The organism is Paenibacillus sonchi, from assembly GCF_016772475.1.
Lineage (GTDB): Bacteria > Bacillota > Bacilli > Paenibacillales > Paenibacillaceae > Paenibacillus_AQ > Paenibacillus_AQ sonchi.
This window is the reverse complement of sequence record NZ_CP068595.1, coordinates 3,793,126-3,805,705: the sequence shown is the minus strand read 5'-3', so window position 1 is coordinate 3,805,705 and position 12,580 is coordinate 3,793,126. Positions and strand designations below refer to the sequence as shown.

At 52.4% G+C, this 12,580-nt stretch carries 5 protein-coding genes; all 5 read right to left on the bottom strand.

Annotation, left to right across the window (positions count from 1 at the left end):
• Positions 1–30: 30 nt before the first annotated feature.
• The 5 genes from JI735_RS16980 to JI735_RS16960 are packed head-to-tail and all read right to left on the bottom strand — an operon-like array spanning position 31 to position 12,571.
• Complete coding sequence (locus tag JI735_RS16980; RefSeq protein ID WP_267919287.1) at positions 31–4,725, bottom strand: non-ribosomal peptide synthetase; 4,695 nt, start codon at positions 4,723–4,725, stop codon at positions 31–33.
• Positions 4,686–7,019 carry an acyltransferase domain-containing protein gene (locus JI735_RS16975; protein ID WP_202676210.1) on the bottom strand — a complete coding sequence of 778 codons (2,334 nt, stop codon included), beginning with the start codon at positions 7,017–7,019 and terminating at the stop codon, positions 4,686–4,688. Before JI735_RS16975 ends, JI735_RS16980 begins: the two co-directional genes overlap by 40 nt.
• Positions 7,016–8,284: a type I polyketide synthase gene (locus JI735_RS16970; RefSeq protein WP_202676209.1), complete on the bottom strand. Its 1,269-nt coding sequence runs from the start codon at positions 8,282–8,284 to the stop codon at positions 7,016–7,018. The genes JI735_RS16975 and JI735_RS16970 overlap by 4 nt, the downstream gene beginning before the upstream one ends.
• Positions 8,277–10,001: a beta-ketoacyl reductase gene (locus tag JI735_RS16965; RefSeq protein ID WP_325175629.1), complete on the bottom strand. Its 1,725-nt coding sequence runs from the start codon at positions 9,999–10,001 to the stop codon at positions 8,277–8,279. Before JI735_RS16965 ends, JI735_RS16970 begins: the two co-directional genes overlap by 8 nt.
• A complete protein-coding gene (locus tag JI735_RS16960; protein WP_202676207.1) occupies positions 9,998–12,571 on the bottom strand; it encodes a type I polyketide synthase in 2,574 nt (857 codons plus the stop codon). Before JI735_RS16960 ends, JI735_RS16965 begins: the two co-directional genes overlap by 4 nt.
• Between the last annotated feature and the right edge of the window lie 9 nt (positions 12,572–12,580).

Below are 12,580 nucleotides of genomic sequence, written 5' to 3'. Positions count from 1 at the left end.
CAGGTTGAAAACTCCGAGGATAGCCCGGCCTCATGGAATGTAGAGCCGACTCGCTAACTGATTGGCTAATTGTGTGAAACCTTGAACTACTTTGCTCAACGCCGCCGCTTTCCACAGCAGTCCGTCATAATCAAGCTGCACGATAATTTTCTCCTGCCGGCTGATCTCCCATGTCCAGAGCGCATTGAACGGGAACGACAAGCCAGCGGCCGCAGAAGAGGTCAGCGGGAATAGCAGGAACAGATTCTTCTCGTCCTTTTCCTCAATCCGGATGTTCTCTGCCGGGGAATGTTGACTCTGAATATCACTGACCTTGTCCCTGATCTTTATAAAGAGCGAATCAAAGTCTTCCAGCTCTGAAAAATCAATGCACGCCTGGTGTACTCCGTGGTTACCATCCAGAAGAGTGATTTCGATCATTTCTTCGCGGGAGATCTGATTCAGTACATAATACAGAAGCGACAGGATGACCTCTTCCGTCCTCATCCCGTGGGAATTAGCGATATGGACAAGCCCCTGTGCCGCTGCCGGTTCTAATTCCAGCCTCAGCTTCATCTGCTCATTCCTGTCATTCGCCGTCAGATAGTATCCGGAAGGCATTTTTATTCCCTTTAGCAACAAGGAAGCCTCAGGAGTCATCTTCCTTTCCATAAAGCCGGCCAAACGTTCAATGGTCGGATGTGAAAAAATATCGGCAACCTGGAGCGGTACGCCGAAGGCTTCCCTCATTTGTTCCTGCAGCAAAACCACGGTGATGGAGGTTCCGCCAAGGTCGAAATAAGAATCTGTGATACTGATGGTTTCTTTGTGCAGCAGCTTCATCCAAATGGAGCTGATCTGCTTCTCCAGCTCCGACACCGGCTCCTTATACGCCTTCGCGGACACCAGGAGTTTTTGCTGCATCGTCCGCAGTTTTTTCTTATCGGTTTTCTGATTGGCACTCAGCGGGATTTGATCAATGATGAAAAATTGCACCGGGATCATGTAGGACGGCAGTCTTTCCAGCAAATAGCTTTTCAGCTCATCGATATGGACCGCTTCCGGTCCGGCCGGAACCATGTAGCTGGTTATAGACTTCTTATCGCCAGACTCCGGTTCTTCCTCGTTCGGCACGTTGGATTCGAGCACCACCACATTGTCTTTGATCCCCGGATAAGCGGCAATGACGGCCTGGATCTCTGACAGTTCAATGCGGAAACCTCTAATCTTCACCTGGTCATCCATCCGGCCCTCGCATTGGAGTGTGCCATCCGGCAAAAAGCGGGCGAGGTCACCTGTCCTGTACATCTTGGGATACAACGTGCTGAAGGGATTGCCGACAAAGTTCTTCTCGGTTAACTGCTGATGGTTGACATATCCGTCTGCCACCCCGGCTCCGCCGATATACATCTCTCCGTAGACTCCCAATGGCACCGGGTTCCGGTTCTGATCCAGGATGTAAATTTGTGTATTATCAATCGGCTTTCCGATCAGGATTTGCCCGGCATTGGTGATCTCGGCGACGGTTGACCAGATCGTTGTTTCGGTAGGCCCGTACATGTTCCACAGCGAGCCTACTTTGGGAAGCAGCTCCCGGGCTACATCCGGCGGCAGGCTCTCCCCTCCGCATAACGCCTTCAGCCGGCTGCTGCCGGAATAGCCGGACAGCAGCAGCATCTTCCATGTGGCCGGTGTTGCCTGCATCACCGTAATTCCGTGTGCTGCGAGCAGCTGCCCCAAGACTCTGCCATCGGCTGCTTCCCGGTTGGTCGCCAGGACAACGAGCGCTCCCGTGACCAGCGGCAGGAATAATTCCAGACCGAAAATATCAAACGAGAGGGTAGTTACCGATAAAAGCTTATCCTCCGCTGTCATCCCAGGCTTTTTGGCCATGGAGAGCAGGAAATTCGTCAATGCGCGGTGCGGAATCTTCACCCCTTTCGGTTTGCCGGTGGAACCGGAAGTAAAGATCATATAGGCCGTGTGTGAAGCCTCCACCCCGTTGCCCGGATTGGCTGATGACTCCTGTGATATGGCCTCCCGCTCCCGGTCCAGCAGGATCATTCTCCCGCATTCCAGCTTCGCCTGCTCTGTTAAGCCACTGGTGGACAGCATGACCGCCAGCCCGGCCTCCTCCTGGATTTGGAGAATCCGCCGGATTGGAATGCTTGGATCAACCGGCACATAACAGCCTCCCGCCTTCAGCACAGCGAGGATGGCGACAGCCGCATCCGGGGAGCGCTCCAGGTATATTCCCACCGGCGTTCCCCGGGTAACGCCGTTCTTTTGCAAATAATGAGCCAGCTGATTTACAGCGTGATTTAATTCCAGATAGCTCATGGCGGTTAACCCCGCGGCAACGGCAATCTTCTCCGGATGCTCCTCGGCCTGCCGCTCAAATAACGAAACGATATTGTGCCCGGGCTCCACAATGCTTTGTGTCTGATTGAAGCCAAACAGGATTTGTTGTTTTTCAATATCTGTCATCACTGCAATTTCGGCCAGCGGTCTGGCCGGCCCGTGCAGAACCTGCTGCATGAGATGTTCAAAAAAACCGGCAAACCGCTGCATCGTTTCCTGGGCCAGCCGTGTGGTACTGTACTCAATTTCGCAGCCGATTTGCGGCCCTTCTTCCCAAGCGGTAAATCTTATCGTAAACATCGCAGTCTTGTGTCTGTAAAAAGAGGTGATCTCCCGCACGCCGCCGATTTGATTCGTCTTGTCGTATACCTCCCGGTAGCTGAACATCGTTTCAAACAAAGGATTACGGCTTAAATCCTGTTCCAGGTCCAGGCTGCCTATCAGCTCTTCAAAGGGATAGTCCTGATGATCCAGAGCGGAGGACAGCGTCTGCTTGACTTCTTGCAGAAATTCCGCAAAAGAAGCCTCGGCTCCCATGGACAGCTTCAACGCAACCGTGTCTACAAACGGGCCGATGACATGTTCCAGATCCGTATGCTTTCTGCCGGATACCGGGGTACCGATGATGACCGTCTCCTGCTGGCAGATCTTAAAAAGAACCACTGCATAAAGCGCCAGCAGCCCCATATTTAAGGTCACGCCCTCTGTTTTCAGCAATTGCTTAAACCGTCTGCTCGTGTCGGCATCCACATCGAACCTGATAAAGTCGCCTTCAAAGCTTTGAACGAGCGGCGGCTTGAAATCGAGCGGCAGCTGCAGCCTGGTTTCGCCGGCCCCGTCCGCGAATTGATCCAGCCAATATTGCTGCTGGCTTACGAACGCCGGACTGCCTTTCATTCCGGATTGCCACGCTGCGTAGTCCTTGTATTGCAAAGGCAATACGGTCAAATCCCTGCCCTCATACAAAGCAAGGAAATCCTTAATCAACAACCGGTATGACATCTCATCCGATACGAGGTGATGCATGTCGATCAGCAAAATACGCTTGTCCCGCAAATACCCGACCCGCAGCAGTGGAGCCTTCTCCAGTTCAAACGGACGAATAAACCCCGCGATTACCGCATCCATGCCGGCTTCGTGTTCGTCCAGCTCTTCGATGGAGAACTCAACACTCTGATGAACCGTTTGAACCGCTTCTTCGCCGGCAAAGCCGAAGGAGGTCCGCAGGATTTCATGCCGCTGCAGGATCTTCTGGAAGATTTGCCGGAGCAAGCCGATACCGATGTCGCTTTCCAGTTGATAGATTCCCGGATTGTTGTATACCGTCGTCATAGAATGCATCTTTTGCAAAAAATACACACGTTTCTGAACGGAAGTCAGCGGATAATATTCTCTACGCGCCACAGGCTTGACCCCGCTTGACATGATTGGCGTTGCTTGCTCCATATAGCTGCTGATGCCTGCCACAGTGGGGTGGTTAATAAAATACGCCATTGGGATACGCTCATTCCATTGCTTTTGGACCCTCGCCAGAATCGAGAGAGCCATCAGCGAATCGCCTCCCAATTCAAACAGGCTGTCATCTATCCCGACCGACTGCACCCCGAACTGCGCTTCCCATAACTGTGCGATCTCCCGCTCCCGCTCATTTCGCGGAGAGACATACTCCGTTGTCAGGCTGGGCCGTTCAAATATCCCCGCATCAGGCTGCTGATGAGAAATGCTCTCCACTCCCTCAAAATCAAGGGGAGAACCGGCCTGCTCATGTAACTGGACCCTCTCGTTCATATCAAAGGCAGAAATGATGACCTGAGGCAGAGCGAGATTCCCAATCCGCGAAAAAATCTGAATACCTTCTCCTTCTGTAATCGCATGCTCCAGTTCCGATCCCGTCAGCTCCTTATGCAGGGCTTCAATCCTTCTCGACATCCCGGTCTGTCTCCAGCGCTCCCAGTTGACTGACAAGACAGGAAAACCGGGATTTTGGGCATGGGCATAGAAGGCAAAGGAGTCAAGGAATGCATTGGCGGCACAATACCCCGCTTGCCCAATTGCCGGAAGATAGGAGCTTAGGGATGAGCATAAAATAAAAAAGTCGAGCGGCTTCCCCCGCAGAGCCTCAAACAAGCTAAGCGTGCCGTCTACCTTAGCCGCCAGCATATTTTTGGAGCTCTCCCGGGTGGAGCGTTGGATGAGCTCACCATCTGCAACTCCGGCAGCATGGATAACCCCCGTCAGCTCTCCCACCGAATGCTCAACCTGTGTAAGCAATGCCTGAACTGCAGCCGGATCACTAATATCCGCCTGCAGAATATGAACGGTGCCTCCGGAGTTTTCTATTTCCGTTAGCTTATGGATCTCTTCTGCAAAATGGGGGCGCTCCATTCTGCCCACTCTTCTTTTGGAGGAAATGGCGTTCGGCCTACTAAAATCAATTCCACCTGGGCTTGCTGTGCCAAAAATCCGGCAACAGCAAGACCAATACCGCCAAGCCCGCCTGTAATCAGGTACTTTCCGTGCGGCTGTATCTTCATCGCATGACGGGTATCCAATGTGACCGCATTACAGGTTGGCACCCAAAAGCTATTATTTCTATAAGCCGCAACGCTCTCCCACTTTGCCGCAGCAAGCTGAGAGACTAACGAATCGATCGTATTGTCCAAACGGGAGTCGTCCGGCAGCAGCTCCATGTCCAATAAGCTGCAGCGTACCGATGGATACTCAAGCGGAATGACTTTCACAGGTCCCAGCATTGTTGCCTTATGCGGAAATGCACCGTCACCCCCCATCACTTCACAGACACCGTTGGTAATAACTCTCAATTCAAGCGGATGCTCGCCGAGCTGCTGTCCGCACGCTTTGGCAATCGCAAGCAGGCTATAGTAGCCATCGTCCAGACCCGCATCCGGGACAAGAGCATGAGCTTCCTTCTGATCAAACGATAAACTCCATAAATGAATCATTTCATCCGGGATAAACGAACCGGCATGCAGCTCCTGAAACAGCCATTCGTAATCCTCATCCCGGGCGGGATTGATCACAAGCTCGTCCGCACTCCATTTGGCACGCTGCTCACCCTTATAAACCGTAATGCTTCCTTCGCTGACTGTTTTCCACTTATCGGTAAACTTTTGACCTGCGGAACTGTGGTCACCAAAAATAAGCCTGCGCCTCTCAGACTTGGCTTGAGACGGGGCGGCTTGACTGACCGGTGTGAGCCGTTTCCAGGAGGGCACATAGTACCACTCCTCTATGTTTTTCCGGTTCATGCGATAGGGCTGACTGCCTGCCCGGCCTGGAAAAGAGGGCTCCTCCAGCCAGAATTTCTTCCGCATGAACGCATATGTGGGCAGCGGTATGCGTCTGCCCTGCGGGTTGAATGTGTTCCAATCTGCGGAATAGCCATATTGCCACAGCTTGCCGATCCGGTCATACAAATGATGCTGCTCGGAAACCTTGCTGGTGCCAATCGGAATGAGGTTGAGCACCTGCACATTGGGACCTTGACCAAACGTTCGTTTGACCAAGGCGCTTAGATCATGCCCCGGGCCAATCTCAATAAAAAGGGTGCGTTTATCAGCCAAATGTTGGACCGCTTTCACAAAGGAAACCTTTTCCTGCAACTGATCGATCCAATACTGGCTCGTAGCAAGTTCTTCCGGCCCGGCCCAGTCTCCGGTCACACTGGACATCAACCGCAGCTTCATCGGCTGGTACTGCACCGGCTGTAAAGCTGCCCGGTATTCATCCAGGATGGATTCTACTCTCGACGTATGAATCACCTTGGACATAGGGAGCGGTGTGCAGACACATTTGCTCTGCTTCAGCTTCTCTTCCAGCTCAAGCACCGAATGTGCGGGACCGCCCACCACGCACGATACCTGATTATCAATGGCAATTTCAAGAGAATCGCCTAACAGCGGCAGAACCTTATCGGGCGGGAGCGGAATACTGAGCATAATTCCATCCGGCAGCTGCTGAAAGAGCCGGCCCCGTTTGAGAACCAAAGGAATAGCCTGCTCCAGGGTGAACAACCCGGAAACCGTACCAGCAATATATTCTCCGAGACTGTATCCAATCACAACATCCGGCTTGATTCCCCATTCCATGAGCAGGCCTGCCAACGCGTATCCGAAAATAAAGAGGATGACCAGGCTATGGTCCAGCCGGGCCATGAATTCCCGCGCCTGCTCTGCCTCTTCTTCGCTTGGAAACAGGATAGCCCGATAGTCAGTTTCCGAATGGACCCGCAGGATCGCGAAGCACTGATCCAGATATGTGCGGAATATCGGCTCGTTGTGATAAAGCTCCCTGCCCATATTGACATATTGGGCGCCCTGCCCCGGGAACATGAACACAATTTGTTCAGGCGCTTCTCCCACACGGTGCACCTGCGGCTGCCTGGCATCCTTCTTGCGTAACCCTTCGATCAGTTGTTTCCTGTCCCGGCAGATGATCTGCTTGCGGAATTCGAAAGGTTTTCTGCCTGCCTGCAAGGTATAGGCCACATCCCGGATACGGATGTCCGGATGCTCTTCCACATGGTGCGCCAGATTCTCTGTCATGTTCTCCAAAGATTCCATGCTCTGCGCGGACAGCAGGATCAGCTGCGGCTGTAAATCCTCTTCCGGTTCCTCCACGGGCAGGGGAGCTTGCTCCAGTATTAGATGTGCATTCATCCCCCCACACCGAATGAACTGACTCCCGCCCGCAATGGATAGGGGGACAACGGCCAATCCAGCAGTTTGGTATTGATCGCAAACGGATATTTTTCCATTTCCAGAAGCGGATTACTTTTCGCAAAGTTAACCATTGGCGGAATCTGCCGGTGCTTCAGCGCCAGCACAGCTTTCATGAATCCCGCAACCCCGGAAGCTGCATCCAGATGGCCAATATTGTTCTTGACGGAACCCAATATGCAAGGGGACTGCCTGGTGTGAAAAACTTTCTGAAGCGCAGTAAATTCAATGGTATCCCCAAGCTGAGTTCCGGTGCCATGCGTCTCGATGTAAGAAATGCTGTCCGGCCCGACTTCAGAAACTTGCAGTGCGCTCTCAATGACTTCCCGCTGGCCCTCTACACTGGGTGCCATATAACCCGCTTTACGGTTCCCGTCGTTGTTGACCGCGCTGCCCTTGATGACCGCCCAGATGTGATCCTTATCCGCAAGCGCATTTTCCAAAGGCTTCAGCACAACGGCGCCGGTCCCGTTCCCGAACAGAATGCCCGAGGCTTGTTCATCAAAGGCCCGGATATGCCCGTCTTTGGATAGAAAATGGCCCTCTTGATATAAATATCCGCTCCGATGCGGAATTAAGATCGAGCTTCCGCCTGCAATTGCCATGTCACATTCGCCGCTCAGCAGACTCCGGCAAGCCGTGTGAATGGCAGTAAGCGATGTGGAGCAGGCTGTCGTGATCGTCATGCTCGGGCCTTTCAGATTGAACTTGTAGGAAATCCGGGAAGCAAGAAAATCCTTATTGCTCAACTGAATCTCGGAAAAGGCGTCCCGGTGCTCCCCTTCATAGGAATAGACTCTCGCATTCCAGTTGTAGTTGCTGGACGCCCCGGCAAACACGCCAATCAAGCCGGGATAAGTATCGGGGACGTACCCTGCATCCTCCAGCGATTCCCAGGCCACCTCATGAAACAACCGCACCTGCGGGTCCATCACCAGCGCATCTTTGGGGCTGTAGCCAAAAAATCTTTCATCAAAATACTCAAACCGGTCCAGAACCGCGCCCGCTTTTACATAGTTCTCATTGCTTAGGAACTCAGCCGTGACCCCTTCACGCCTCAGCTCTTCATCCGTAAAAACGGTAACTGACTCCAGTCCGTCCTTTAGATTGTTCCAGAATTGTTCGCGGTTGTCTGCTCCCGGAAACCGGCATGCCAAGCCGATAACGGCTATCTCTAATCCGTTGTAATCTGATGGATCAGCCATTTTGCAGCTCCCTTCCTTTGTTCCGCAGCATTTTTAGTTTATCCATCCCTTTATTGACGATTTCGGTGCGGTCAAACGCCTGAGTACTGCGCGCTTCCTTTTCTTCGCCCTGCAAATAACCCGCCAGTTTCCTGATCGTCGGATATTCATACCAGGAGGAAATCAGAATGGGTCTGTTGATATGCTGCTGGATGGAGTCATTCATGCCTACAATGTCGATAGAGGTAATCCCTGCATCAAAAAAGTTCTCGTCTGCACCCATGCCGGAAAGGCCTGTTGCTTCCCTGATCCTCTCTTGCAGCAGCTGTTCGATGGACAGCTCCTTGTGGCTTTCCCGTTGGCTGCCCGGTTCATTATTCCGCGATTGGTTCACCCACAAAGCGAGCCTGGGCTCAAGCTCCGTAGTCGAAACCACAATATGTTCCGTCTTGTTCATAACCTGGAACAGGGCTTTTATAACCGCTCCGCCTTCCGCCGGATGAATAAACTGATCCAAGCGTTCATTGGCGGCTGTGCCGCCCGCCTTGTCAGAAGCTGAAAAGTTCCATGCATCCCAATCCACAGCCATCCACCTGGTCCGGTTCTGCTGCTGGTTCATCATCTGAACAAAGCTATCCATGAATTGGTTGGCAGCCGTATAGGCGGCTAAACCGATTCCGCCGAGAATCGTGGAAATCGATGAATTGACCATGCAGTATTCTATTTCTTTCCCGCGGATTATCCGCTCCAGAATGATAAGTCCCCTTATCTTCGCCTCAAACTCAGCTTCGCACATTTCCCGGGTAATGCCCGATATAGAGTTGTGGAAGAAATCGCTTACTACCGTACCTGCTGAATAGATGACTCCCTGTATTTTACCGTGTGTATGTTCTATGCTTGTAAACAGCCCGTTCATCCGCTTCTCATCGCTTACCTGCACTTGATAAAGAAATACCTGGGCTCCCAGTTCCTGAAGTTCTATTATTTTGCGGATTTTTTGATTGATGATGTCGTTCCCGGGATACAGGGCAAGCCGTTCTTGCCACTCCGCTTCTGGAGGGAAGCTGGTTCTTCCCGTCAGGATAAGGGTTCCCGCACCTTGTTCGGCCAAAGCCTGTGCCGCAGTCAGGCCAATACCGCCTAATCCTCCAAGAATCACATGTACCCCATCCCGCTTCTGCTTCAAATCTGCCGGATGATCCATCTGCATGGGCTCAAAAGCGCGAACCCATTTCCGTCTGCCCCGAACCGCCAAAAATCTTTCCGGGCCGGGCTTGATGAACTCTTCAAGCAGAAGCTCCAAGGCAGCTTGATCATACTTGCCGGTATCTTCCCCGGCCATCTCTATTAATGCTGTGCGAACATTTTGTAATTCCTGCTGAATCACATGTACTGCACCGGTTGCCGCTGCATTTGACGGGGTCAGGACTTCATTCCCCATAATGGATTGAAATGCGGAAGTCACGACCGTCAGTTGGATCTGCTGGTGAATCCCGATCATACCAAAGGACTTGCCCATATGCAGCAGGCTGTAAAAACCGCCGGAGTCCGGCATGTATTCCCGGCTGCTCCACATATGAACGATTTTCCATACGGGCTGGGCCGTCTGAAATACCTGCCGGAACAGCTGGAGGTAGTGCTCTGCATTGTCCGGATCAATTTCGTATTGATCCCGGTGAATCCGGCCAAAACCGGCCCCCATCTTCACCGTACACACTCTGTTCCCTTTTGCTGTCAGGGCTTCTTGTATCCCTTCCCCAATCCGCTGTCATCTATAAACAACAGGAATGTGTCCGGCCCTCTATCCTCCAGCCTGGAGTCCGGTGAGGCATAATACTGTTTCCAGACCGGACGGTACAACCACTGTTCAGGCGTTTTTTTTCGCGGAACGGTTTGAGGGACTTGTTCTTTCCTTTCATGCCAATACCGCTGCCTGTCAAAAGCATAAGCAGGGAGTGTGACGCGCTTTCTGCTCTCTTGGAAATAGAACGGCTGCCAGTCTACTGTTCCGCCATCCATCCATATTTCTCCTAATTTACTATAAAAGATAAAATCAGCCGGTTCATCGGGAGCTTGTTGACGCAGTAAAGAAACGGCGCCCATACCCTTCAATGCCCCGTCTGTTCCGCTTTCCATGCCTAGCTTAATAAGCAGCCGGTCTTGCTCCGGCAGACTGGGCGCTTGAGGCCAATCGGAGGCTGGTCCGCAGGACAGCCAAAATTCCTTGTGGCGGAGCATTTCTGTGCTTACCCGAATTCCATCGGCGATCATTTCCGCTTCCGGAGTCTGGATGGGCAGGATCTTCAGCAAAGAAGCCAGCTCTATTTCAAGCAGGGATTGTTGCTCTCCTGCTGCATTAAGCCATGTCTGCCTGATAAGGATAATTCGGATCAGGTCATTCATGCTGAGTGATCCGGAGACATATACCGCCGGGAACACCCCATTTCCCTCTGCGATAAGCACTTCCTTCCGGATGCCCAATGTAACCAGATAATCGGCAAGCGCACATTGATAGATAAACTGGCCCAGCTCCGTATACAGGCGTTCCTGGTTTCCATGGCGGGAAGCCGCCAGGATTTGCTGCAAATCCAGCCCGGCCAGCGTGTGGAGGATACGCTCATCACTAAAATACGTTTCTATAATAGACGCAAAACGTGTTTCTCTTTGATATAATTCATAACCAACCCTTAACATATCCCGCTGCTCTGCCGGAAAGAAAAAGGCTACGGGCACCTCTTCCCTCCCCTTGCATTCCGCTTGGCTTGATCCGGTCCTGAGCCATTTCGCCGCCTCTTCGAGCGAGGAACTGACTACCATTTTGCGGTAAGGAAAATGCTTGCGGCCGGTTTGCAGCGTATAAGCAACATCGGCAGGATGAAGGGTGGAGTGATTGCCGAAAAAATCAGCCATGTTTCTGCAGGTATCCTCCAAAGACTTCAGCGTTTTGGCCGAAAACAAAAAGACATGATTCTGTTTGGCGGAAGCATCTGAAGCTATGGAAGGCGCCTCTTCAAGAATAATATGGGCATTGGTTCCTCCAATGCCAAAAGAGCTTACTCCTGCCTTGGGTGCAGCACTTACCTCTTTCCAGGGCCGCGATGCTGTATTCACATAAAAAGGGCTATCCTCCAGGGAGAGCTTCGGATCGGGCGTTTCATGGTTGATGCATACAGGGATCACCTGATTCTTCATAGCCAGCGTAGTTTTTATCAGCCCGATGATGCCTGCAGCCGTATCGAGATGGCCTATATTCGGTTTGACTGAACCAATCGCGCAAAACTGCGCCGGGCCCGTTTCGGCCTGATATACTTCCTTAAGCGCCTTGATTTCAATGGCATCCCCCAGTTCCGTCCCGGTCCCGTGGGTTTCAATGTAGCTGATCTCCCGGGGAGCAACGCCGGCAACACTGAGTGCCTCATGAATCACTTGAGCCTGTCCCACCGGACTTGGCGCAGTAAAACCAATCTTATGATCACCATCGTTGTTGACGGCCGTGCCGCAGATTACAGCCTGAATGTTATCCCGGTCCCGGACTGCGTCCGCCAGCCGCTTTAACACAACGATTCCGAGGCCATTCCCGAATACAGTCCCCTTGGAATCCTTATCAAACACACGGCAATGCCCATCCGGCGAAACCATGCCTTCCTTTTGATACATGTAACCGGCCCTTTGCTCGCTCCGGATGGTGACCCCGCCGGCCAAGGCGAGATCACACTCCCCGTTCAGCAGGCTTTGACTGGCCATATGGACCGCTACCAAAGAGGACGAGCAGGCGGTTTGGACATTGACGGAAGGGCCGCGGAGTCCCAGCTTATACGAGACTTTTGACGCTAAGAAGTCTTTTTCATTGCCGATTCCAATCTGCACATGCCCAAGTCTGCCCATCAATTCGGGATCGGAATACAGATTCAGCACGTAGGAGCTGATACATGAACTGGCATATACCCCCACCGGATATTTTTCCAGGTCCTGCACACATCCGGCATCCTCCAGTGCCTCCCAGGCACACTCCAGAAACGCCCGGTGTTGGGGATCGGTAATTTCCGCATCCTTTGCCGTGTAGCGGAAGAAGCCGGCATCAAAGCAGTCGGCATTCTCGATAACCGCGCCCCGCTTCACATACTGGGGATGGTTCAGAATATCCGCTGAAATGCCGCTTGCGGTCAGTTCCTCATCCTTGAAGGTCCTGATGGATTCAACCCCGTTTACAATCTGATGCCAAAAGGCTGCGGGAGTATCGGCTCCGGGAACACGGCAGGCCAGGCCTATGATTGCAATTTTTGACTGCATCGCGTCATCATCCAACAATTCAATCCC